23 protein-coding genes are annotated in these 23078 nt (G+C 53.4%); 2 read left to right on the top strand and 21 right to left on the bottom strand.

Features of this window, described 5'->3' with window-relative positions:
• Positions 1-196 precede the first annotated feature (196 nt).
• Both B5E82_RS07945 and B5E82_RS07950 read left to right on the top strand, forming a co-directional pair.
• On the top strand, positions 197-916 hold the full coding sequence (locus tag B5E82_RS07945; protein WP_087307027.1) for a response regulator transcription factor: 720 nt from the start codon (positions 197-199) through the stop codon (positions 914-916).
• Positions 913-2406 (top strand): sensor histidine kinase, encoded by a 1494-nt coding sequence (locus tag B5E82_RS07950; RefSeq protein WP_162610739.1) that lies wholly within the window; start codon positions 913-915, stop codon positions 2404-2406. Before B5E82_RS07945 ends, B5E82_RS07950 begins: the two co-directional genes overlap by 4 nt.
• On the opposite strand, the gene B5E82_RS07955 is transcribed toward B5E82_RS07950, so the two are convergent.
• From B5E82_RS07955 to alaS, 21 genes are all read right to left on the bottom strand, one after another.
• Positions 2315-3652: an MATE family efflux transporter gene (locus B5E82_RS07955; protein ID WP_087307029.1), complete on the bottom strand. Its 1338-nt coding sequence runs from the start codon at positions 3650-3652 to the stop codon at positions 2315-2317. The genes B5E82_RS07950 and B5E82_RS07955 overlap by 92 nt on opposite strands.
• 306 nt (positions 3653-3958) lie before the next feature.
• Complete coding sequence (locus B5E82_RS07960) at positions 3959-4885, bottom strand: methylenetetrahydrofolate reductase (protein WP_087307030.1); 927 nt, start codon at positions 4883-4885, stop codon at positions 3959-3961.
• On the bottom strand, positions 4885-5532 hold the full coding sequence (locus B5E82_RS07965) for a methylenetetrahydrofolate reductase C-terminal domain-containing protein (RefSeq protein ID WP_087307031.1): 648 nt from the start codon (positions 5530-5532) through the stop codon (positions 4885-4887). Before B5E82_RS07965 ends, B5E82_RS07960 begins: the two co-directional genes overlap by 1 nt.
• A gap of 353 nt (positions 5533-5885) precedes the next feature.
• Entirely contained in the window at positions 5886-6353 is a 468-nt protein-coding gene (gene smpB, locus B5E82_RS07975) for an SsrA-binding protein SmpB (protein WP_087307033.1), read from the bottom strand.
• Between the two features lie 79 nt (positions 6354-6432).
• Positions 6433-8547: a ribonuclease R gene (rnr, locus tag B5E82_RS07980; RefSeq protein WP_087307034.1), complete on the bottom strand. Its 2115-nt coding sequence runs from the start codon at positions 8545-8547 to the stop codon at positions 6433-6435.
• Positions 8548-8627: 80 nt separating this feature from the next.
• Positions 8628-8864, bottom strand: coding sequence for a preprotein translocase subunit SecG (secG, locus tag B5E82_RS07985; protein WP_087307035.1), 237 nt, complete (start codon positions 8862-8864; stop codon positions 8628-8630).
• A gap of 109 nt (positions 8865-8973) precedes the next feature.
• Complete coding sequence (gpmI, locus tag B5E82_RS07990) at positions 8974-10515, bottom strand: 2,3-bisphosphoglycerate-independent phosphoglycerate mutase (RefSeq protein ID WP_087307036.1); 1542 nt, start codon at positions 10513-10515, stop codon at positions 8974-8976.
• Positions 10508-10810, bottom strand: a complete 303-nt coding sequence (yajC, locus tag B5E82_RS07995; RefSeq protein WP_087307037.1) for a preprotein translocase subunit YajC — start codon at positions 10808-10810, stop codon at positions 10508-10510. The genes gpmI and yajC overlap by 8 nt, the downstream gene beginning before the upstream one ends.
• A 135-nt stretch (positions 10811-10945) precedes the next feature.
• On the bottom strand, positions 10946-12076 hold the full coding sequence (gene tgt / locus B5E82_RS18295) for a tRNA guanosine(34) transglycosylase Tgt (protein WP_191416112.1): 1131 nt from the start codon (positions 12074-12076) through the stop codon (positions 10946-10948).
• Complete coding sequence (locus B5E82_RS18300) at positions 12077-13015, bottom strand: ketopantoate reductase family protein (protein WP_242966270.1); 939 nt, start codon at positions 13013-13015, stop codon at positions 12077-12079.
• Between the two features lies 1 nt (position 13016).
• The gene (gene aroC / locus B5E82_RS08005; RefSeq protein WP_087307038.1) at positions 13017-14117 is read right to left on the bottom strand and encodes a chorismate synthase; all 1101 of its coding nucleotides are present in this window, start codon (positions 14115-14117) and stop codon (positions 13017-13019) included.
• Between the two features lie 174 nt (positions 14118-14291).
• Positions 14292-15071, bottom strand: a complete 780-nt coding sequence (locus B5E82_RS08010) for a SpoIIIAH-like family protein (RefSeq protein ID WP_164488687.1) — start codon at positions 15069-15071, stop codon at positions 14292-14294.
• Entirely contained in the window at positions 15068-15694 is a 627-nt protein-coding gene (locus B5E82_RS08015; RefSeq protein WP_087307039.1) for a hypothetical protein, read from the bottom strand. Before B5E82_RS08015 ends, B5E82_RS08010 begins: the two co-directional genes overlap by 4 nt.
• Positions 15639-16085, bottom strand: coding sequence for a stage III sporulation protein AF (locus tag B5E82_RS08020; RefSeq protein ID WP_087307040.1), 447 nt, complete (start codon positions 16083-16085; stop codon positions 15639-15641). Before B5E82_RS08020 ends, B5E82_RS08015 begins: the two co-directional genes overlap by 56 nt.
• A 38-nt stretch (positions 16086-16123) precedes the next feature.
• Entirely contained in the window at positions 16124-17347 is a 1224-nt protein-coding gene (locus B5E82_RS08025) for a stage III sporulation protein AE (RefSeq protein WP_162610740.1), read from the bottom strand.
• A gap of 11 nt (positions 17348-17358) precedes the next feature.
• Positions 17359-17742 (bottom strand): SpoIIIAC/SpoIIIAD family protein, encoded by a 384-nt coding sequence (locus tag B5E82_RS08030; RefSeq protein ID WP_242966271.1) that lies wholly within the window; start codon positions 17740-17742, stop codon positions 17359-17361.
• A 27-nt stretch (positions 17743-17769) separates the two neighbouring features.
• Entirely contained in the window at positions 17770-17964 is a 195-nt protein-coding gene (gene spoIIIAC / locus B5E82_RS08035; RefSeq protein WP_087166138.1) for a stage III sporulation protein AC, read from the bottom strand.
• Positions 17965-17999: 35 nt separating this feature from the next.
• Positions 18000-18518, bottom strand: a complete 519-nt coding sequence (locus tag B5E82_RS08040; protein WP_087307043.1) for a stage III sporulation protein AB — start codon at positions 18516-18518, stop codon at positions 18000-18002.
• Positions 18512-19456: a stage III sporulation protein AA gene (gene spoIIIAA, locus B5E82_RS08045; protein ID WP_087307044.1), complete on the bottom strand. Its 945-nt coding sequence runs from the start codon at positions 19454-19456 to the stop codon at positions 18512-18514. The genes B5E82_RS08040 and spoIIIAA overlap by 7 nt, the downstream gene beginning before the upstream one ends.
• A gap of 192 nt (positions 19457-19648) precedes the next feature.
• Positions 19649-20164 (bottom strand): GNAT family N-acetyltransferase, encoded by a 516-nt coding sequence (locus B5E82_RS08050; RefSeq protein WP_087307045.1) that lies wholly within the window; start codon positions 20162-20164, stop codon positions 19649-19651.
• A 140-nt stretch (positions 20165-20304) separates the two neighbouring features.
• Complete coding sequence (gene alaS / locus B5E82_RS08055; RefSeq protein WP_087307046.1) at positions 20305-22944, bottom strand: alanine--tRNA ligase; 2640 nt, start codon at positions 22942-22944, stop codon at positions 20305-20307.
• Positions 22945-23078: the final 134 nt, after the last annotated feature.

Below are 23078 nucleotides of genomic sequence, written 5' to 3' on the forward strand. Positions count from 1 at the left end.
TCCATTATAACAGATTCAGGGAAAGAATTCACCTGTTACTTTTCATGGACCGTTCGGACGCTCCAGAAAAGCACTGCTGCTCCCCGCGTACACAGGAACGAAAAAACCTTTCCTTACGTTTACCTTAATTTTATCCGAAAACGAATGAAATCCGGACGGATTTGGACTATACTTTAGAGCAGGGAGGTAATCCATCATGAACCATATTTATGAATGCAAAATTCTGATCGTAGATGATAATATACAGCTTCTGGACATGCTTGTCTCCATTTTGAAAAAGGAAGGCTACCAGCGTCTTTGTACAGCCGGAAGCTGCGTGGAGGCCAGAAAAGCCTTTGAGGCCGAAATGCCGGACCTGATCATTTTGGACGTAATGCTCCCTGATGGAGACGGCTTCGCCCTGTTTCAGGAGTTCCGCACGCATACAGACATTCCCATCCTGTTCCTGTCTGCGCGGGACCAGGATAATGACCGCCTTCTCGGACTCGGACTGGGCGCAGACGATTATCTGACAAAACCCTTTCTGCCAAAAGAGCTGACGCTCCGGCTGGCGGCCATCATCCGCAGAACCTATCTCTCCGGCTCTGCGGCAAAGAGCTCTGATTCCGGCCTGACGCTTGGAAACCGTACCGTCCGCTTTGACCGGGGTACGGTAAGCAGCCCGGACGGTGAAGTCTCCCTGACTGCCAAGGAGCTCCTGATTCTCCGAAAGCTCTATGAAAACCGGGGAAAAATCGTCACCTTCGACGCTCTCTGCGACGCGGTCTGGGGCGACGGATACTATACCTACGAAAATACCCTGATGGTGCATATCCGGCGTCTGCGGGAAAAGATTGAGGAAGATCCCTCCCACCCCAGATGGCTTCTCACAGCCCGGGGCATCGGATACCGCCTGGAACAGGAGGGACGCTCATGAAGGATCTGCTGAAAATCTGCCGCCGCTATATTATCATGGCTGTCTTGACCGTATGTCTGGTGCTCGCAGTCAATATCATTTTCTTTTTCGTCTATGTCGTACGGGAAAAAATGCATAAAGCTGATCCTTACTATTACAACTGGCGTACGGAGCGTCTGGCCGATTCTCTGACTCTGGGTGAGGACGGTTATACACTGTCAGAAGACGCCGCCCGGAAAATAGACGACAGCTATGCCTTTGCCATGCTGATCAACCAGCAGGGACAAGTGGTCTGGAGCCGGAACCTGCCGGAGGAAATTCCGCTCTCCTATTCTCTCACGGACATCGCCTCTATGACCCGCTGGTATCTGAAAGATTACCCGGTGAAGGTCTGGGAACATTCCGACGGGCTTTTTGTAGTCGCGGAAGAAAAAAGTTCTATCGCCAAATACGACCTGGAGTTCAGTATGAGCACGCTGAACGCCCTGCCCTCTTATCTGGGAGCCTATATCCTCTGCAACCTGCTGATGGTATTTTTTCTCTCCCTTTTTTTCGGCGTCCGTCTCTATAAATCCCTGAAAGCCGTGGCGGGAGGCATCGAGAATCTGCATCACATGAAGCCTCTGAACCTGCCGGAGCACGGCACGACCGCCACTCTGGCCAGGAAGCTGAACGACGCTTCTATTCTGCTGTTCCGCCAGAAGCTGGCCCTGGAGAAGCGGGACAACGCTCGGACCGAATGGATCTCCGGCGTCTCCCACGACATCCGCACTCCTCTTTCCCTGATCATGGGCCATGCGGACAGTCTGGAGAAAAATCCGTCTCTGGGAGAGGATGAAAAGAAAGAGGCCGCTTCTATCCGTGAGAACAGTCTTCAGATCCGGAATCTTATCTCAGATCTGAACCTGACCTCAAAGCTGGAATATGACTCCTATCCTCTGCGTCTGGCTCCCTGCTCTCCCGCCGCCCTGATCCGCAGCCTGGCCGCCTGGCATATGAATAACGAGCTTCCGGATAACTGTCAGCTGGATATAAACATCTCTCCGGAAATGGAAGGGGTGACAGTCATGGGCGACGCCGATCTCCTTTCCCGCGCTTTTCGGAACCTGACCGGCAACAGCATCCGGCACAATCCGGAGGGCTGCCTGATCCGGATTGACGCTTCCCTGAAGAAGGACCTGGTTCTGCTGCGCTTTTCCGATACCGGACGCGGAATTCCAGTGTCCGTGATCAAGACCCTGTACCGCCCGGCTTCCCGAAAGCCTTCCACAGAAAAAAATCCCTTATCTTCCTCAGATAAGGGACAGAACGCGGCTTCTCCCCACGTTATGGGACTCCGCATTGTCAAACAGATTATCGAAGCCCATCAGGGCCAGCTGGAATTTGAACTTCAAAAAGATGTCTGTCACTGTGTGAAAATCACTCTGCACACATCTTCGTCCCGTGCGCCTCTGCCGGACGATACGCCGCATCCACCCGATGCTTCACAAAGACTGCCACGCACCAGGTAAGCAGCTGTGCCGCCGGAACAGACAGCCAGACACCCACAAAGCCAAAGGCCGGTATCCGCGGCAGAATCAGAAGCAGTATGAAAATCAGAACCGGCTCCGCATATACGAGCAGATAAGACAGTGCGCTCTTTTCTGTGGCATACAGAAAAGCCGTTGTGATTCTCACATAGGCAAGAGGAAGCAGAGTCAGCAGAAACAGCGGCAGATACAGGGCGACCTCCAGATTGGTCGTCTCAGACGCGCCGAAAACGACTCCCACAAAGCCTCTTGTCAGAAACAGGCCGGCCATACAGGCAGCGGCAATCGCTCCGCTGGACAGATAGGCCAGCTTCCGCATCTGCTTCATGACCGGAAATCGGTTCTCACTGAAATACCGGCTGATAAGAGGCTGGCTGCCGTCGCCCACCCCCTGCAGCAGCAGATAGACGATGGCTGTAATATAGCTGATGCATCCGTATACTGCGACCGCCCGGTCTCCGCCGTAGAGCATCAGAAAGCGGTTCATGAAAACCGCTGTGATCTGCGGCGAAAAAATCAGTCCAAAAGGTGCGGCGGAGACCTTTAAAATCCGCCCGAAGAATGCAGGCAGCTCTCTCAGGGCCGGAATGGAAAATCCCGGCCTTTTGTTCACCAGAAAAGCGGCCGCAGCCAGCATGGTGACTGCCTGCCCGAGGATCGTCGCCAGCGCAGCCCCTGCCATCCCCCATGGATATACCCATACGAGCAGATAATCCAGTATGATATTGGTGAGAAAGCCTGCTCCCATGGAAAACATGGCAAAGGACGCTCCGCCCAGATTCCGGATAAAAGGCACCAGTCCCGTCGAAAATATCTGAAACACGGCTCCCAGCGCAATGATCCGTACATACTCTGCTGTCATTCCCAGGACCTCGCCCTCCGCTCCCAGAATCCGAAGCAGGGGAGAAAGGAACAGAAGCGCCAGGCCGGTCAGCAGCATGCTGGCCAGAGCAAACAGCAGCACAGTACTCCCCAGGCATCGTTTCGCATCTTCCTCCTTCTGCTGTCCCCGCAGTATGGTAAACCGGATAGCGCCGGACAGGCCGATTCCCGTTCCCGCCGCCTGTACAAAGGCTGATATCGGATACCCCAGCGTGATAGAAGCCAGGCCGGCGTCTCCCAGGCTGTTCCCTATGAAAAATCCGTCTACAATCGTATAGACGCCGGAAAGCGCGAAGGCCAGAACAGACGGAACCACAAATTTAAAAAAGCCGTTCCGCTTACTCATAGCCCTTCCTGCCTCCTTCCCAAAACAGTTCTATTAGTAAAGCCTGATTTTCATTCATATTCTTCTCTTCTCCCACTCTGCCCTCCGTTAACGAGGCCATCCTCTCTTTTGCGCGGCAGGGCCCTTTCATACGGCTTCGAAGAACATTTCCGCTTGCCCGGTTTTGCGCGCAGCCTGGATATAGTATTATATAATCGGATGAATGTCAAGCCCTGCCGCGCCAAAAGCGGACAGCCCCTTCCCTTCGGAAAGATCTGTCCGTTCCTGTCTTACCTTTATTTCCTTTTTCCCTCTTCCGATTCTGTCTTACTCGATGGTAAGTCCTGCTTTCTCCAGAATCTTCGGCACATTCTTCTCGGCGCCAATCGCCATGATATGTACGCCGTCGCAGATTCCCTCTTCTTTGATCTTCGCGATCATCTCAGCCGCCATCTCAATGCCAAGCTGTGTGGGAAGACCCTTGACGCCCTTCTCCTTGCCTTCAGCCGCCGCTGCCGCCAGACGATCAATCATATCCTGCGGAACCGCGATTCCGGGAACATTCTCATTCATATATCTGGCCATTCCGGCTGCCTTCAGCGGAATGATTCCGGCCATGATATGGGTATGGATATTGGCCTTGTCCACCTCATCCATAAAGCGCTTCAGGCTCTCGATATCGAAGATTCCCTGAGTCTGAATGTACTGCGCGCCTGCCTCTACCTTCTGGCGCAGCTTATTGATCTGCAGAGGAAGCGGATCATAAACCGGCGTCACTACGGCTCCCTTGTAAAACACAGGAGCTCCGCCTTCAATCTCATTGCCGCCGCAGTCTCTGTCCGTCGCTTCCATGGCCGTCAGCATATGAAGGATTCCCACCGAATCCAGATCATAGACCGGCTTGGACTGCTTACAGTCGCCTACAGTCGGATGATCTCCGGTCAGGGCCAGCATTGTGTCGATGCCGAAGGCCGCCGCGGAGAACATATCCCCCATGATTCCCATACGGCTCCGGTCACGTCCGGTCACCTGAATGATCGGGTCCAGACCTGCCTGTTTCAGCTTGATGCACAGGCCCAGAGAGGACGCCTTCAGGCAGGCGGACTGCATATCCGTCACATTGACGCCATGCACCTTTCCTTTCAGAAGCTCGGCTGCCTCCATCTGCTCGGTAAAATCGTATCCCTTCGGGGGAGCCATTTCAACGGTTACACCAAATTTTCCGCTTTCCAGCGCTTTTTCCAACATGCCCATTACTTGTTCCCCCTGATATTAATTGTTCTGGGATATGCAACCTTCTCATATCCTTTATCCTGTCTTCTCTTCGTCAGCTTGTCAAGCTGGCCCAAGGATTCCAGCCGCTTATAAATCATAATCCAAGCACAGTCATTTTCCGGATTGACCTCACATTTTCCGTTCTTCTGTCCGCCGCAGGGGCCGTTCACCAGCGATTTCGCGCAGCGGGAAATCGGACAGATCCCGCCGGTGGTTCCCAGCACGCAGTCGCCGCAGAGATGACAGGCTTCCTCAAAGAGACCGAAGCGGACTGCCTCGCCCAGGAACATGGTATTATTGGACGGGTAGACCGGAGCCGGGCTGTGGTTTGCCGCCACCTGAACGCCGTCTCCGCAGGACATACAGACAACCGCGTCGGGTCCTGCCGCATTCAGCTTCTTCATCGCTGTCTTCACGCCCATGTTCATACAGCAGTAATCTGCCATTCCGGTAGCCACCACGGTCTTACCCTGAGATTCCAGATACGCCTTCAGCTCCGCAACCTCTTTCTCACCGCCGGTCGCACAGGCCGTAGCACAGCTTCCGCAGCCCAGAATCGCGATCTTCTGCGCGTCGCCGATCATTGCCATCAGTTCTTCGATGGGCTTTTTCTGTGTGATAATCATGATTTCCTCTCCTTTTTTCTTCTTTCACCCCGCCGCTGTCAGGCGGCTCTGTCATCAGATTGCCTGGAATCTGACGATGGGAAATATCGCGTTGTCCCCGGAAGCGTCTCCCGGTACACTCTCTTTTTATTTTAATACATTTTCGCAGGAAATCAAGCTGATTTTTTCTTTTTTTAACACTTTTTATCACAATTATAACATCTTATGTCAGATTATATAACATTTTCTAACATTCATCTGTTTCTCCGGCGGCCACACAGGAACAAAAAACTGCCGGCTCCCATGTTCCCGCACAGCCTGCATACAGGCCGGCCCCCGCGAAAACACAAATATCCGGCAGTCTTTCTTATCTGTCACAGATTTTTTACCTTAAACTCTTTCTCAGCCTCACGGCGCTGATCCTTCTTCGCAATATCCTGACGCTTGTCATAGAGCTTTTTACCCCGCGCCAGGCCGACCTCCACCTTGACCAGGCTGCCCTTCAGATAGACACGCAAAGGCACCAGCGTACAGCCCTTTTCCGCAGTCTTGCCTGCGATTTTCCGGATTTCGTACTTGTGAAGCAGAAGCTTCCTGGGCCGGAGAGGATCTTTGTTGAAGATATTCCCTTTCTCGTAGGGGCTGATGTGCATGCCGTAGACATACACCTCTTCATTTTTTTCCACCTTGATAAAGGCCTCCTTGATGCTGCACTTCCCCATGCGGACCGATTTCACTTCCGTTCCTGCCAGGGAAATCCCGGCTTCGTAGGTGGCGTCAATAAAATAATCATGATATGCCTTTTTATTATTGGCAATCAGTTTGAAGTTATCCTTCCCCATATTTTTAACTCCTTTATATTCCCGGGAAAGAACAGTCCCGGAATCCTTCACTTCTCTACGGCAAACTGCCGGCAGACGTTCACAGCAGTTCGAAGTCTATCGTCCGGCAGAGACGGTCTGTCCCTTTCACCCGGACACGCACCTTTTCTCCGAGGCGGTAGGCACAGCCTGTATGGGCTCCCCGCAGTTCATTTGCCGCTTCGTCATATTCATAAAAATCATCCTTCAGTGAATTGATATGAACCAGGCCTTCCACCGTATTTTCAAGCTCCACGTACATTCCGTAAGCCGTGATTCCGGAAATCACTCCGTCATACTCAAAACCGGTATGCTGTTCCATATATTCCACTTTCTTCAGCTTGACGGTCTCCCGCTCTGCTTCATCCGCGCGCCGTTCCATTTCGCTGGAATGCTTTGCCACCTCCGGCAGAATACTTTCATAATGCTCCATGCGCTCCGCGTTCAGGCGGCCTCTGAGGTTTTCCTTGATGATCCGGTGTATCTGCAGATCCGGATAACGCCGGATCGGAGAGGTGAAATGACAGTAATAGGACGCTGCCAGACCGAAATGGCCGGTGCAGTCCGTGGCATACTGGGCCCGCTTCATCGAACGCAGAGTCAGCCGGCTGAGCATGGCTTCCTCCGGCGTACCCGCGATCCTGTCCAGAAGCTTCTGAATCTCACCGGGATGAACCTCGTCCCCGGCTGTGCGGAGACGATAGCCGAAATTCCGGATAAAGATACCGAGCTTCTGCATCCGGTCCGCATCCGGCTTTTCATGGACACGGTATACGAAGGGCTGCGCCTGCCAGTAGTAATCCTCCGCCACTGTCTCGTTGGCCGCCAGCATGAAATCCTCTATCAGCCGCGTGGCCGCGTTCCTCTCATAGGGCCGGATATCCACCGCATGTCCCTTCTCATCCAGCACAACTTTCGTCTCCGGGAAATCAAAGTCAATGGAACCCCGTTTTCTCCGTCTTTTTCTGAGAAGGGCAGATACCTTTTCCATCTCAAGAAGAATAGGCACCAGTTCCGGATACAGGGCCTGCTCCTCCGGGTCGCCGTCCAGCACCTTCTGCACTCCTGTATAGCTCAGCCGCCGGGACACTCTGATCACCGTCTCCGCGATAGTATGGCCGATGATCTTTCCTTTCTCATCCAGGGTCATGATACAGCTTAAGGCCAGCCTGTCCTCTCCCGCGTTCAGCGAGCAGAGCCCGTTGGAAAGAGTCCGGGGCAGCATGGGCAGCACCCGGTCTGCCAGATAGACGCTTGTGCCCCGCTCCCGGGCTTCCCAGTCCAGAGCGCTGTTCTCCTGGACGTAATTGGCCACATCCGCAATATGGACGCTTAGAATATAATGCTCTCCCTCACGACGGAGAGAAACCGCGTCGTCCAGATCTTTCGCGTCCTCTCCGTCAATGGTGACGCAGACCTCCTCCCGCAGATCCAGACGCCCTGCCCGATCTGCCGCCGACACAGGCTTCGCCACGCGCTCCGCCTGGTTCTCCACCCGTTCCGGAAATTCCGTGGGCAGCCCGTAGGCCATGATGATTGACAGTACCTCCGTCTCCGGATCGGAAGCCTCCCCGAGAATCTGGGTAATACGGCCTTCCGGATTCTTTCTTCCTCTTCCATAATCGGTTATCTCAGCCGTCACCTTCTGTCCGGTAACCGCCCCTCTGGTTCTTTCCAGAGGAATAAAAATGTCCCGGTTGATCCGCTGGTTGTCCGGTATCACAAACCCAAAATTTTTGCTCCGCTCGAAGGTGCCGATCACTTCCGTCACGCTGTGGGCCAGAACCTTTGTGATGACGCCTTCCGGTCTCCGGCCTCCCCGGCCTTTGACTGCCACCTCCACCGTGTCGCCAAGAAAAGCGTCGCCCGTATCGTTCTCTCCGATAAAGATATCCTGCTCCTGGCCTTCCACCGACACGAAGCCAAAGCCTCTCGCATGGCTGGTGAAGGTTCCCACTGCCTTCCTGGGCTGAGCCTTGCTGTAACGGCCCCGCTTGGAAAGCTCTATCTTTCCTTCGCCAAGGAGAGCTTCCAGCACACGGCCCAGCTCCTCCCGGTCCTCCTTCGCCACCTGAAGGATCACGGCCAGTTCCTTCTGCTTCATAGGAACATAATGGGGATCGCTGATGAATTCATATATGATTTTCTTTCTCTCTTCAAAAGTCTTATTTTCCATGCTGCTCCCTGCTTCGTGGTTTTCCCTGTAAATACAAAGCACCCTCGGAATCTCCGGGAGTGCTTTTGTTCCATGCGTTTCTAGAAAAGGTTCAGGTTCAATACCAGCGCCAGCACGATAAAAGCAACCGCCAGTATCTTTGTAAGCAGTACAATCTTTCCTTCTGCAGAACGTCCTTTATTCTGCTCCCAGAAAGAATTGCCGCCTGCAATGGCTCCAAGACCGGAGGATTTTCCCTCCTGCATCAGGACAACTACTGTCAGGCCAATACATACTAAAACAAACAGAACCGTCAAAATAATTCTGAAAATACCCACTTTCACACCTCCTACGGTCAAACAAAGGTATTCTATCACAGGATCAGGCCGGAATCAAGCCTGTTTCCTGAAAAAGTCATGATCCGAAGTCCATCTCCTGTGCAAAAACCTATTTTCTCACCAGAAGGGACTTTCCTGTCATCTCTTTCGGCTGCTCCATTCCCATCATCTCAATCAGAGTCGGGATAATGTCTGCCAGGCAGCCTCCCTCTCTCAGGGTGTAGGCCGGATCTGCGTTCACCAGGATGAAGGGCACCGGATTGGTCGTATGCGCCGTCCAGGGCTCTCCTGTCTTATAGTCGATCATCTGCTCCGCGTTTCCATGGTCCGCGCAGATGAACATCTGTCCATCCACTTCCTTCAGAGCTTCCACAGCCCGTCCCACGCACTGATCTACAGTCTCGATGGCTTTCACCGCCGCAGGAATCACACCTGTATGGCCTACCATGTCGGGATTTGCGAAGTTGATGATAATGACATCGTATTTGTCAGACTTAATGGCCTCTACCAGCTTGTCGCACACCTCGGGCGCGCTCATCTCCGGCTGAAGATCATAGGTCGCCACCTTCGGAGACTTCACAAGGATGCGGTCCTCGCCCTTGTTCGGCTCTTCAACGCCGCCGTTGAAGAAGAAGGTTACATGCGCATACTTCTCTGTCTCTGCCAGGCGGAGCTGTGTCATATTGTGGGCTCCCAGATACTCGCCGAAGGTATTGTGAAGCTCTACCTTATGGAAAGCAACCAGCTTGTTCGGGATGGTCGGATCGTACTCGGTAAAGCATACATAAGTCAGATCCAGCTTCTTCTCTCTCGGGAAGTTCGTGAACTCGTCGCAGCAGAAAGCTCTGGAGATCTCTCTTGCGCGGTCCGGACGGAAGTTGAAGAAGATAACAGAATCGCCGTCCTGGATCGTAGCCAGAGGCTTGCCGTCCTTCATCACCACTGCCGGCACTACGAATTCGTCATTTACATCCTGCTCATAGGACGCCGCGATTGCGCTTACGCCGTCGGAAGCCTCTACGCCTTCGCCCTTTGTCAGAGCCTTGTACGCCAGCTCCACGCGGTCCCAGCGGTTGTCACGGTCCATGGCATAGTAACGTCCCATAACGGAAGCCACTTCGCCGACGCCGATCTCTTTCATCTTGTCCACAAGTTCCTGTACGTAATCCTTTCCGGAAGTAGGCGGCGTGTCACGGCCGTCCAGGAAGCAGTGTACATAGACTTTCTTCAGGCCATGGCGCTTTGCCAGCTCCAGAAGTCCGTAAATATGGGTATTGTGGCTGTGTACGCCGCCGTCGGATACCAGTCCGAACATATGCAGGGCGGAATCCTTCGCCTTTGCATTCTCCACGGCTGTCACAAGCGCTTCATTCTCAAAGAAGTCTCCGTCTTCGATCTCCTTGGTGATACGGGTCAGCTCCTGATATACGATGCGTCCCGCGCCCATATTCATATGGCCTACCTCAGAGTTTCCCATCTGTCCGTCGGGAAGTCCTACGGCCAGACCGCTTGCGTTTCCTTTTACAAAAGGATATTCTTTCATAAGCTGATCCATAACCGGGGTAGCTGCCATGGCAATGGCATTTCCTTCCGGATTCTCATTCAGGCCGTAGCCGTCCAGGATCATAAGTACTGTCGGTTTCTTACTCATTACTCTTTTCCACCTCTGCAATTGCTGATTTCTTCATGGGGATTCTGCAGTTCCGGTTGCTTCCGAACTCGACGATTACATCGTCCTCGGTAATATCAATCAGGACTCCGTAGAATCCGCTTGTAGTTACCACTACATCGCCCACCTCCATATTGGCAAGCATGGCGTTCACACGCTTCTGCTCCTTCTTCTGGGGGCGGATAGCCGCAAAATACATAAAAGCTCCGATGACTACGACATAAAGGATGATAACTCCCATTCCCATTGTGCCGCCGCTTGTTGCAAGTAAATTCATGTTCTTTCCTCCTAGAATGAAACTGCCGTCCGGCCTTTTCGAACCTGTCAGTTCTGCCGTCTCCTTCCTGATCTGGCAGAATCTTCACACACCCGGACGCACTATTGTTATAGTAGCATAACTCCAGATCTCCGGTCAAGAGCCAGACCTCATTTTATCCAGCTTTTCTTTCTTGTATGCCTGATAACGTCCCTCTTCGATAGCCTCCCGGATCTCTGTCATCATGGTATTGTAAAAATACAGGTTGTGCAGTACGCAGAGCCGCATGCCAAGCATCTCCTTAGCCTTCAGAAGATGGCGGATATACGCCCTGCTGTAGCGCCGGCAGGCCGGACACTGGCAGCCTTCCTCAATGGGACGCTCATCCAGCTCATATTTTGCGTTAAACAGATTGATCTTTCCATAGTTGGTGTAGAGGTGTCCGTGGCGGCCGTTCCGGCTGGGATATACGCAGTCAAAGAAATCCACGCCCCGGTCTACGGCCTCCAGGATATTCGCCGGCGTTCCCACGCCCATAAGATAGGTCGGCTTGTCCGCAGGAAGATACGGAACCACCGCCTCAATAATCTGATACATCTGCTCGTGGCTCTCGCCCACGGCCAGGCCGCCGATGGCGTAACCGTCCAGCTCCATCCCGGCAATCTGTTTTGCGTGCTCAATCCGGATATCCTCGTAGACAGCTCCCTGATTGATGCCGAACAGAAGCTGATTCGGATTGATGGTATCCGGCAGGGAATTCAGCCGTTTCATTTCTGCCTTGCAGCGCGCGAGCCAGCGGGTCGTCCGGGCTACCGAACGCTCCACGTAATCGCGTTCTGCCAGAGCCGGCGCGCACTCATCGAAGGCCATGGCTATGGTAGAGGCCAGATTGGACTGAATCTGCATGCTCTCCTCAGGCCCCATGAAAATCTTCCGCCCGTCCACATGGGAATTGAAATACACACCCTCTTCCTTAATTTTGCGCAGGGAAGACAGAGAAAATACCTGAAATCCGCCGGAATCCGTCAGAATCGGCTTATCCCAGGACATGAATTTGTGAAGGCCTCCCAACTTCTTCACGATCTTATCGCCGGGGCGCACATGAAGATGGTAGGTATTCGACAGTTCTATCTGGGTGCCGATCTGCTCCAGATCCGAGGTGGCTACGGCTCCCTTGATGGCTGCCGCTGTTCCCACATTCATGAACACCGGCGTCTGCACGGTGCCATGCACGGTGGTAAATTCCGCGCGTTTCGCGTTTCCGTCTCGTTTCAATATTCGATACATTTACTTTAATCCTCTCGCTTTTAATCCTTCAATCACTCTGTGATAGACCGGCATATCCACCTGATAAGCCTCTGCCAGTTCATCCACCGCGTAGACCAGCCCTTCTATCTCTGAGCTTCCGCCCTTCGCTATATCTCTCTGCATGGAGGTGCCGGCCTCCGGGCTTAAGCCTGCCAGAATATCCAGATTGATCTCCACCATATTGTCCGGCACATGAAGCCCCATGGCAGCCGCCAGCCGGAGCAGTTCCCTGTCCATGGATATAAAAGTCTCTCTGGGCTCTCCCTCTTTTTGAAACTCTCCCGACTGAGCGTGAAAATATTCTCCCGCCGCAGCCATCGGGCTTGTATACATGAATTTTTTAAAGGTATCACTCCGGATATCCTTCGAATATTCCCCGCTGATGCCTGCATGATCCAGATCTGCTTTCACCTGATTCAGCTTCGCAAGCACTGCGCTGCCCGACTTCTGTCCCGGGCGCAGCCCATACACCACCCGGAAAATATCGCCGCCATGGGTAATCTCGCCGGGCGCCGACACATGGGCCGCCACATAGATGCATCCATCTGTCACCGTGAGAGACGGCAGGCGCTTCTGCATCCGTTCTCCGGTACCGTAAATATTCAGAATCGGGATCACCACGGTTTCTGCAGAGCCTGTCCGCGCCGCAAACGTAACGGCGTCCTCCAGCGAATAATTTTTCACGCAGACGAAAATCACATCCGGCATTTCCTGATATTCTTCCATGGTCATGGCTTTTACCGGGCAGACTGAAAAATTTCCCTTTGCCGTATGCCTCATGGAGATTCCCTTCTCTTTCAGCGCCGCAAGCTGCGCGCCCCGGGCAAGAAAGGTTACATCCTGGCCGTCCGCCGCCAGAAAAGCTCCAATGCTGCCTCCGGTGGCCCCGGAGCCGGCAATGACATATTTCAAATCCATTTTACTTTCCCCAAATCTTTCGTACATAATCCATCTTTGCGCTCATGCCGCAGAGAAGAGCATCCGCCAGCACAAGGGCTGTCATGGACTCTATGACCACCACGGCTCTCGGTACAATCACCGGGTCGTGCCGTCCATGTACACTGATTTCTATGTTTTCTCCGGTCTGATTGACCGTATGCTGCTTTGCCGCGATTGAGGAGGTCGGCTTGATGGCTGCCCGCAGCACCAGAGGGCTTCCGTCGCTGATTCCGCCCAGGGTGCCGCCTGCGTTGTTGCGCTCCTTTTCAATGCCCTGTCCTCGGTTGACAAAGGGATCATTGTTCTCGCTTCCCCGAAGCTTCGCCGCCCCAAAACCGGAACCGATCTCAAAGCCCTTGACAGCGCCCACCGACAGAATGGCTTTGGCCAGATTCGCGTCCAGCTTGTCAAAGCAGGGATCGCCAAGTCCCGCCGGCAGTCCCCGGACTACGCACTCCACCACGCCGCCTACGGAATCCTTTTCTCTCATACACTCCTTCAGATAGATCATAGCCTGCTCCGCCGCCTGGGAGTCCGGCATATACACCGGATTTCTGCGAATCTCATGCTCGTCGAACCGGTCATAATCAATCTCGGCGGGACCGATGGAACGGGTATAAGCGTTCAAGGTTACTCCCACTTCAGAAAGCAGCTTCGCCGCCACGGCTCCCGCCGCCACACGGCCGATGGTCTCCCTGCCGGAGGAGCGTCCGCCGCCGCGGTAGTCCCGGAATCCGTACTTCTGATCAAAAGTATAGTCCGCATGTCCCGGACGGTAATAAGACGCAATCTCGCTGTAATCCTGGGAACGCTGAGACGTATTCGCCACCAGTATGGAAATGGGCGTCCCCGTAGTCCTGCCCTCGAACACACCCGAAAGAATCTCCGCCCTGTCTCCCTCATTCCGGCTGGTCGTAAACTGCGACTGGCCCGGGCGCCTTCTGTCCAGATACTTCTGTATATCCTCTTCACTTAAGGGCAGTCCTGCCGGACAGCCGTCTATGACGACGCCGATTCCCTTCCCGTGGGATTCTCCCCAGGTAGAAATGCAGAACTGCTTTCCAAATATAGAACCTGCCATGGTCTTTCCTCTTTCCTCTTTTCTACTGTTTCTTTTCTTCTGTTTATCATACCGGACTTTGCCGGATTCGTCAAATTAAATCCAGACAAAAACAGGCAGCACAGTTTCCTTTCGGAATTCCCGGGCTGCCTGCTTTTCTTTCCATATTCAATTGTCCCGCAACTTTCTCTGGCGCTATTCCTGGGCCGCCACAGGCGTAATGATAATGTTTTCCCCGGAGATCCCGGTTTTTCTCTTCACAATATCCTCGATCTGGGCCCGGCCTGCCTCATCCACGTCCGTCATATTCACCACCACGTCAGCCTGATCGTCTGTAATGCTGACCACCACATCCTCGAATCCTTTGGCCTCCAGCAGAATCTCTGCCGCGGCCTCCCGCTCCGCGATATCCGTAAGCTCTACCATGCTGTCGATGGCTTCCTGCTTCTGAGCGTCGGAGATATTCGTGTTGTTGATAACCTCCAGAAGCGTCTCCTTATTCTTGGAACGGAGCTGCTCTCTTGTAAGCTTTGCCTCTGCCGCAATACTCACGCCGGCCGTGGAGCTGTTTGCAAGGACGGCTTCTCCCGGTTCTTCATTTTCATCCACTTCTGCGGTCTCCGTGCCGGAAGCATCCGCCGTTTCGGTCCCGTCCGCAGCCGCATCTGCCGTCTCCGTCCCTTCTGTCTCTGCGGACGCTTCCGCGTCCGCTGCCGCCAGGTCCTCCGCGTCCTGATCCAGGCTTACGATGTCGCCGTCCGCGAACTGAAGCTCCTCCAGCCCCGTCTCCGCATAAATGTCTTCCGCCGAGATATCAGCCGCCGCTTCCGCGTCCTCTTCTGCTGAAGCGTCCGCGTCTGTGGTCACCTTAGCGGAATCCAGCCTGCTCCCGGAATAGTTTAAGTACCCGGCCACCGCAATCATAATCGCCAGAGCGGTAATGATCATCTGGTTTTTCTTGAATATGTTTTTCACTTTGAACCCTCCATCTTCATTATTTTAATTTTATGTGCCTCTACAGGAAATAATGCCTGCACGGCCTCCAGAATATCCTGCTTTACCGCGGCGTTTCCTCCGCCTTCCGCGATCACAATCACTCCCTGCACCGTCGGCTCCAGCTCCTTGACCACATAGGGGGAGCGGCTGCCGTTCTCTCCTTCGCTGTATACCGTCGATTCCGACCAGCTTTCCTCTGTGGTGCTGCGGCTTCCGCCGTCAGAGTCCGTCTCTTCCACCGTCTGGCTGGTTACAGGCTGATCCTTTTCCACCACCAGCTCGCTTCCGGCCTCCAGGGTAATCATCACTTCCACCTTTCCCACGCCCTCCACCAGCTGAAGCGCCTCCTTAAGCCGCTGTTCCTGCCGCTGTTCATAGGTCTGGCCTGTTGTTCCATCTTCTCCTGCCGCGGCTGTTTCTGTCTGTGTTCCGTCTTCCTCTGCGGTGTTTTCGGAGCTGACCTCCCCCGGAGACGTGGGGATCGCGATCACAACCAGCAGAATGCCAAACAGCAGAAGGATGACAAGCTGGTCCTTTTTCAGTCCCTTAATCTTCTTCGTTTTCTCCGATTTCGACTCTGACCCCGGGAATTTCAATGCCATGTTCCCCCTCCTGTTCTTCCACCTGCCGCTCCTGCCCCTCTCCGGAAGCTTCCTGATTCTCCATCTGCTTTTCCAGCTCTTCCATCTCTCCGGCCGCTTCTTCTACCCGTTCCTCCAGGCGTCTCTCATAATCCTCTTCAATCTCCTGCTGCCTTCTCTGAAATTCCTGCAGTTCCTGATCGTAGGTCTGCCTGGCATAGGTCTCATCCAGCTGCCGGTCCAGCCCGGCAGCCGAAAGCATCGGGGAAATCACAAGAATAATCAGCACAATTCCCATAAAGAACTGCAGATATTTTTTCTGTCCCTGCTCCGGCAGCACATGCAGAACCACCTCCATCAGCAGCGTATAAAAGGCGATATCCTGTATCCACCCATAGATAAATTCCTTCACTGTCTTCTCCCCGCATTACCATATTATATGATTCCCCATTATATGCTGCCCCGGACAGACACAGTCACGACTACAATCGTGATGATAAAAAGAATGGCCACCGTAAAAACCGCCCGGAACAAAAGCTTGATTCCATCTCCTACCCCCGCCACGCAGCCTGTCATCCTCTTATCGCTGACCGGCTGAATCAGGGCCGCAGAAAGTTCCAGAATCACCACCAGAATTCCCAGCTTCAGAAGAGGCGCCATGCAGAGCAGAAGGATGACGATAAGCGCCGCCGCCCCAATGCCGTTTTTGATGAGGACCGCTGAGCCCAGCAGCACATCCGTGACAGAGCCGGCAATGTTTCCGATACCGGGAATCATCTCAGCCACACGGCTGAAAGCTGTGCTCTTCAGAGAATCAATCACCGGACTGATAATGCCCTGCAGGGTATTAAAACCGATAACCACAGCAAGGATGGTCTTCAGAACCCAGCCCGTCGCCTTTCCCACCAGTTCCGTCATCTGGGACAGATATTCCTCTTTTGTCAGATGATTGATAAACACCAGGATCACGTGCACCTGTATCAGCCCCAGAAGTCCCTCCTGGATCAGCCATTCCAGTACATAGATAAGTCCCAGAAGAAACTGATAAAAAACCACAGCCGTCGTAGTTCCGGAAGCCATCGTGACCGCCAGACAGTAGGCCGGTATCAGCGCGCTCATAAACTGCCGCAGCGACGCAATCACACTGGCTGCCAGCTCCATCGCCCCGGAAAACACCTGCAGAAGAATCAAAAAAAGCAGCATATAGGTTATCTCAAAACTGACATCAGCAATCTGCTGGTTCTGAAAAATAGCCGTAAAATTTGAAAAGAGGGAAGCCGCGATTCCCAGCACCAGAATGGAAAGAAGAATCCGTTTCTCGGTCTCCCAGTTGCTGCCCGCCTGATGAATCAGTGCTTCCAGAAAACTCTCAATGGTAAAAGGCTGCTTTCCGGTAATCAGATCCAGTACTGCCGTCTCAAACTGAAAATCCCCGCCCAGGATCTCGTCCACTGTCTGTTGAATATCTGAAAAGTCCAGGTCATTCAAAAGAGAAGTGTCCGGCTCTTCCGTCTGCTCTTCCACGCTCTTATAAGTAAAAGAGCCTGGTTCCGCCGCCTGTATCTCCATGGGAAACAAAAGAATGATTCCAAGCGCGGCAGCACAGAAAAACCGGCAGCCCTGCAGCCCTCCGGGCAGCTTCCCCAGTGGAAATCTTCTTCCATTTCCTCTCATGCCCTCCGCCCTCATCCGCCCAGAAAACTGTGAATCGTATCCAGGAGAGCCGTCACAATCGGCATACTGACAGCCAGAATCGAAAGCTTGGCAAAGATTCCTATCTGGCCGGCTATGGCAGAATACCCTGCATCCCTGCAGATATCCGCCGCGAATTCCGAGATATAGGTAATCCCTATGATTTTCAGCAGTACCTGAATATAAGAAGACTGAATGGAAATGGAGCTCTGAATCAGCCTGACACTTTCCACCACCACCTCCAGCCTCTGGGCGGCAAGAAGCAGGAGAAATACTCCCGTGGCAACGCTTAGGTACACCGCATATTCCGGCTTTGTATGTCTGATCTGAAGCGCCAGAAGCACTCCCGTAATTCCGATTACCGCCGCTTCAAGCACAGGAATTCCCCCTTTCTTCTCTTAAGCCTACAGTGTAAACAGCCGTCTCATGGAATCAAACAGCTCAAAAATGTAAGGCAGTATCCAGAAAAGCACCAGCATCAGTCCCGCCAGGCTTGTCAGAAACGCCTGTTCCTCCCGTCCGCTGTGCTTCAGTACCTGGCTCAGCACGGAGACCAGTATTCCCACCGCCGCAATTTTAAATATGAGATTGACGCTCATGCTTCCTCCTGTAACATATCGTTTGTTTACGTCTCCTATATCAGCAGTATCACCAGAAAAATGCCGCCTGCCACTCCCAGGCTCTGGTAAAGCTTCTGCTTGGAACCGATGCTGCTCTCTGCCTCCCGGATACTGATTTCCAACTGTTCCAGATACAGATCAATAGAAGAAAGCTGCATCTCCAAATCCAGATACCCCAGCACCTCTCCCAGCGTCTCCATCTGGTTTCTGTCTGTCCGGGTCAGATGGGACGAGGACAGGGAATTCTTAATCTGCTCCCTCCAGATGTCACCGAAGATTCTTCCATCCGCTCTGCCCAGCTCCTCTGCCACTCCAGCCAGGAATGGTCCAAACGGTCTGGGAAGCCGCACGGAAATATGGTAAAAGGCTTCCGGAAGGGGCGTCTTTGTATACTTGATCTCTCCCCTCAGCATATAGATAAGCTGCTTTAAAATCCGAAGTTCCTGGCTGCGCCGCTTCAGATCCGAGCCAAAACTTACGCCAATTCCTGCCGCCGATACCATAATCAGACATGCTCCCGCCAATTTCAGCAAAGCAGCTTCCCCCTTCCGTCCAGAATCCCTTTTATCCTGCCGTTCTGAAAGCCGTTCCCGAGAATGACATAGCGCTCAAACACCTGCTCCGTCATCAGCCTCTGAAACAGAGGCTTGGACTGAATGTCAGAAAGCTCACTCCCATGCACGGTAGCCAGCAGGCGGCACCCGCTGTACAACACTGTTTCAATGGCATGAATGTCCTCGTACCTTCCGAGCTCATCCACCGCGATTACCTCCGGCGCCATGGAGCGCACCAGCATCATCATGCCCTCCGCCTTGGGGCAGGCGTCCATCACATCCGTGCGGATTCCCACGTCATTTCCCGGAATCCCCATATAACAGCCACAGATTTCCGACCGTTCATCCACCACTCCCACTGTATATCCCCGGCGCTTCTCACTCCCATTGGAAATCTGCCGGACCAGATCCCTGAGAAGCGTGGTCTTTCCACACCGGGGCGGTGAGACAATCAGTGTATGGCAGATGCCGCTTTCCCCGTACAGATAGGGCAGCACTGAATCTGCGCAGCCGGGAATCTCATGGGACAGGCGCACATTGACGCAGGAAATATACCGGATTCCTTTCACCTTGTCCCCTTCCAGCACAGTCTTTCCCGCCACACCCACCCGATGTCCGCCCCGCAGAGTCAGATACCCCTGTTTCAGCTCGTCCTCATAAGCGTAAAGGGAATACTTTCCCACAAACTCCATGGTCTCCCGCAGCTCCTGGGCCGTCACCTGCCAGGCCCGCCGGAAATCGCCGGTCCGGTTCCCGGTCTCCGTCAGAAAGGCTTCCCGGCCTCTTTCCACAATCACCAGCGGACGGTCCGCACGGAGCCTTATCTCCTGCAGCCAGTCAAAGTCCAGGTCCGCCTGCTCCAGAATCTGGCGGATATGCAGGGAAAAAATCCGTAAGATGTCGTCTCTGTCCTTCATGTCCTCACCTCTTAGGACAATATATGTGAGGGGGACGCAAAAAAGACTAGCCCTTTTCGAGAGAGAACAGACAGAATTTTCCGCACGAAAAAAGGAGCAGATTCTTCTGCTCCAGATGAGTGTTCTTATTTACTGAATCATACCCTTAATTGACAAGGACATACTCGCCTTTGTCAATTAAGGGTAGATTTCTTACAGCATCTTATCGTATGCCAGTCTCCCGCCGCCCTGATAAAAAATCTCCCCGCACAGCACAAAGCCGTTCTTTTTCAGGACATGCTGCATGCGTTCATTCGGATAATCCGTATCCGCCCGCATATAGCGGACGCCCTTCTCCAGACACAGCTCTCCAGCCAGCCGGAATACAGCGTCTGCCAGTCCTTTGCCCCGGAATTCCCGGGCAAACGCCATGCGGTGAACCGTCGCGTAGGGCTCTTCGCTCCGCCACGCTCCTTTGATCTCCCGGTAGGCAGGCTCTCCGTCAAAATCAATACACAGATAAGCTGCCAGCCTCCCCTCTGCTTTCAATACAAAGCCTTTTCCCCGCTCTATATCATCCAGGATAATCTCCCGGCTGGGATAATCCTCTGTCCACTGAACAAATCCCTGCTCTTTCTGAAATTCCCTGCCGGAATCAATGATAGCATAGCAGGTCTCCAGCTCCTCCGGACGCGCCGGTTCCAGTGCTGCTCCTTTTTCATTCTGCATGCTCTTTGTTTCTCCTTATTTATTACTCTTTTTCCTTTTGCTATAATATCATTTTTTTATGCTTTATTCAAATTCCACTTTTTTAAAGAAACGGCGCAGGAAAATTCCCGCGCCGTTTCTTGTCGTTCTTATATTCCGTATTATTTGATCTGCTCCGCAGCTGCCTCGGCTACCTTCGCGATTGCCGCGTCGATGCCGTCCGGATTCTTGCCGCCGGCCTGAGCCATGCCCGGCCGTCCGCCGCCGCCACCGCCTACAAGGCCTGCGATGGCCTTGATCAGGTTGCCGGCGTGAGCGCCCTTCTTCTGGGCTCCGTCTGTGGCTGTCGCCATCAGGCTTACCTTGCCGTCCACGGCGCTTGCCAGCACCACAACGCCTTCGCCCAGCTTTTCCTTCAGCTGATCGCCCAGATCACGCAGACCGTTCATATCCACGCCGTCCACTCTGGCTGCCAGTACCTTGACGCCGCCAATCTCCTGCACCTGGTTCATCACATCGCCCAGGGCGTCCTTTGCCATCTTGCTCTTCAGAGACTCGTTCTCGCTGTGAAGCTCCCGGATCTCCGCCTGCAGATGCTCGATCTTTTCATTCAGGCCCGCCGGAGTGGTCTTGGCAGTTTTCGCCGCCTGATGAAGCTGCCGCTCAATCTCCTTATAATATGCGAACACACCGTCGCCGGTCAGGGCTTCAATACGGCGCACGCCTGCCGCGATTCCCGCTTCAGACACGATCTTGAAGACCATGATCTGGGCTGTGTTGGACACATGGGTTCCTCCGCAGAGCTCCTTGGAGAAGTCTCCCATGGAAACCACACGTACCTTCTCCGCATATTTTTCATCAAAGAGAGCCATAGCTCCTGTCTTCTTGGCTTCTTCGATGCTCATGATATCTGTCACAACAGGAAGGGCTGCCTGAATCTCCTGATTTACAATATTTTCTACCTTCTCAATCTCCTCTGCCGTCATGGCCTCAAAGTGTGAGAAGTCGAAGCGCAGGCGGTCCGGAGTTACCAGAGAACCTTTCTGCTCTACGTGATCGCCCAGCACAGCCTTCAGGGCTTTCTGAAGCAGGTGGGTTGCGCTGTGATTCTTGCAGGTGTCAGCATGCTTCTTAGAGGCAACCTCCAGAGTCACCGGATCTCCTACTTTAAACATGCCTTTCGTCACACGGCCCACATGGCCCACCTTGCCGCCCAGCAGCTTGATGGTATCCTGTACCTCAAACTCTCCGTCGGCGCTTCTGATCACACCGGTATCTCCCTGCTGGCCTCCCATGGTGGCATAGAACGGAGTCTCTTTTACGAAAATGGTGCCCGTCTGGCCGTCTGTCAGAGCTTCCACAACCTCAGTCTCTGTGGTCAGGACTGTGATTTCAGACTCATCGGTCAGCCTGTCATAACCCACAAATTCTGTAGTGATGCCCGGATCAATCTCATCGTAGACCGTAGCGTCCGCACCCATATAGTTTGTCACGGCGCGGGCCTCTCTTGCCTTCACGCGCTGCTCTTCCATGGCAGCCTTGAAGCCTTCCTCATCCACGGACATTCCCTTTTCTTCCAGGATCTCCTTGGTCAGATCCACCGGAAATCCGTAGGTATCATACAGCTTGAAGGTGTTCTCGCCGGAGAGGGTCTTCTCTCCCTTTGCCTGCATATCCGCTTCCATCTCTGCCAGGATATTCAATCCCTGATCGATGGTCTTATTGAATTTCTCCTCTTCCTGATCAAGAACCTTAAAGATAAAGGCTCTCTTCTCATCCAGTTCCGGGTATCCGTCCTTGGACCCCTCGATCACGCTCTCGCTTAAGCGCGCCAGGAACTTGCCCTCGATGCCAAGGAGGCGTCCGTGGCGGGCCGCGCGGCGGATCAGGCGGCGCAGCACATAGCCGCGTCCTTCATTCGTCGGCATGATTCCGTCGGAAATCATAAAGGTCGCGGAACGGATATGGTCGGTAATCAGACGAATGGAAATATCCTTCGTCTCATCTGTCTTATATTCTGTATGAGCGAACTCACAGACCTTGTCCCGGAGCGCTCTCACGGTATCCACATCGAAAATGGAATCTACGTCCTGCACCACGCTGGCCAGACGCTCCAGGCCCATTCCTGTATCAATATTTTTCTGCTTCAGCTCGGTATAGTGATTGTGGCCGTCGTTCTCAAACTGGGTAAATACGTCGTTCCAGATTTCCATATAACGGTCGCAGTCGCATCCCACGGTACAGCCGGGCTTTCCGCAGCCATACTTTTCTCCTCTGTCATAGTAAACCTCTGAGCAGGGACCGCAGGGACCTGCACCATGCTCCCAGAAGTTGTCTTCCTTGCCGAAACGGAAAATGCGCTCTGCCGGAATACCGATTTCCTTATTCCAGATATCGAAAGCCTCATCGTCCTCCAGATAAACGGACGGATAGAGACGGTCTTTATCCAGGCCCACCACCTCGGTGAGGAATTCCCATGTCCAGTGAATCGCCTCTCTCTTAAAATAATCTCCGAAGGAGAAATTGCCCAGCATCTCAAAAAAGGTGCCGTGGCGGGCTGTCTTTCCCACATTTTCAATATCGCCGGTACGGATACATTTCTGGCAGGTAGTCACTCTCCTGCGGGGCGGAATCTCTGCTCCTGTAAAATAAGGCTTCAGCGGAGCCATACCGGAATTGATCAGCAGAAGGCTCTTGTCATTGTGAGGCACGAGAGAAAAGCTCTTCATCGCCAGGTGTCCCTTACTCTCAAAAAATTCCAAAAACATTCTGCGAAGTTCATTTACGCCATACTGTTTCATCTGTTCCCTCCTGGGTCCGTCTCTCTTTCGCGGACCTTCTCGTATTTCCAGGCGCCTTTTAGCCGGAACCCGGGTCAGCTGCCAGCCGCAGAAAGCTTTTCCCTGGTCCGCTTTTATCACCCTGTCCGTAAATA

It is taken from the genome of Lachnoclostridium sp. An138 (genome assembly GCF_002160765.1).
GTDB lineage: Bacteria > Bacillota > Clostridia > Lachnospirales > Lachnospiraceae > Laedolimicola > Laedolimicola faecalis.

What these genes read in the sequence shown, in the direction of transcription:
- B5E82_RS07945 (WP_087307027.1), top strand. Translation starts at nt 197, where the DNA reads ATGAACCATATTTATGAATGCAAAATTCTGATCGTAGATGATAATATA.
- B5E82_RS07950 (WP_162610739.1), top strand. Translation starts at nt 913, where the DNA reads ATGAAGGATCTGCTGAAAATCTGCCGCCGCTATATTATCATGGCTGTC.
- B5E82_RS07955 (WP_087307029.1), bottom strand. Translation starts at nt 3,652, where the DNA reads ATGAGTAAGCGGAACGGCTTTTTTAAATTTGTGGTTCCGTCTGTTCTG.
- B5E82_RS07960 (WP_087307030.1), bottom strand. Translation starts at nt 4,885, where the DNA reads ATGGGCATGTTGGAAAAAGCGCTGGAAAGCGGAAAATTTGGTGTAACC.
- B5E82_RS07965 (WP_087307031.1), bottom strand. Translation starts at nt 5,532, where the DNA reads ATGATTATCACACAGAAAAAGCCCATCGAAGAACTGATGGCAATGATC.
- smpB (WP_087307033.1), bottom strand. Translation starts at nt 6,353, where the DNA reads ATGGGGAAGGATAACTTCAAACTGATTGCCAATAATAAAAAGGCATAT.
- rnr (WP_087307034.1), bottom strand. Translation starts at nt 8,547, where the DNA reads ATGGAAAATAAGACTTTTGAAGAGAGAAAGAAAATCATATATGAATTC.
- gpmI (WP_087307036.1), bottom strand. Translation starts at nt 10,515, where the DNA reads ATGAGTAAGAAACCGACAGTACTTATGATCCTGGACGGCTACGGCCTG.
- yajC (WP_087307037.1), bottom strand. Translation starts at nt 10,810, where the DNA reads ATGAATTTACTTGCAACAAGCGGCGGCACAATGGGAATGGGAGTTATC.
- tgt (WP_191416112.1), bottom strand. Translation starts at nt 12,076, where the DNA reads ATGTATCGAATATTGAAACGAGACGGAAACGCGAAACGCGCGGAATTT.
- B5E82_RS18300 (WP_242966270.1), bottom strand. Translation starts at nt 13,015, where the DNA reads ATGGATTTGAAATATGTCATTGCCGGCTCCGGGGCCACCGGAGGCAGC.
- aroC (WP_087307038.1), bottom strand. Translation starts at nt 14,117, where the DNA reads ATGGCAGGTTCTATATTTGGAAAGCAGTTCTGCATTTCTACCTGGGGA.
- B5E82_RS08015 (WP_087307039.1), bottom strand. Translation starts at nt 15,694, where the DNA reads ATGGCATTGAAATTCCCGGGGTCAGAGTCGAAATCGGAGAAAACGAAG.
- B5E82_RS08025 (WP_162610740.1), bottom strand. Translation starts at nt 17,347, where the DNA reads ATGAGAGGAAATGGAAGAAGATTTCCACTGGGGAAGCTGCCCGGAGGG.
- spoIIIAC (WP_087166138.1), bottom strand. Translation starts at nt 17,964, where the DNA reads ATGAGCGTCAATCTCATATTTAAAATTGCGGCGGTGGGAATACTGGTC.
- spoIIIAA (WP_087307044.1), bottom strand. Translation starts at nt 19,456, where the DNA reads ATGAAGGACAGAGACGACATCTTACGGATTTTTTCCCTGCATATCCGC.
- B5E82_RS08050 (WP_087307045.1), bottom strand. Translation starts at nt 20,164, where the DNA reads ATGCAGAATGAAAAAGGAGCAGCACTGGAACCGGCGCGTCCGGAGGAG.
- alaS (WP_087307046.1), bottom strand. Translation starts at nt 22,944, where the DNA reads ATGAAACAGTATGGCGTAAATGAACTTCGCAGAATGTTTTTGGAATTT.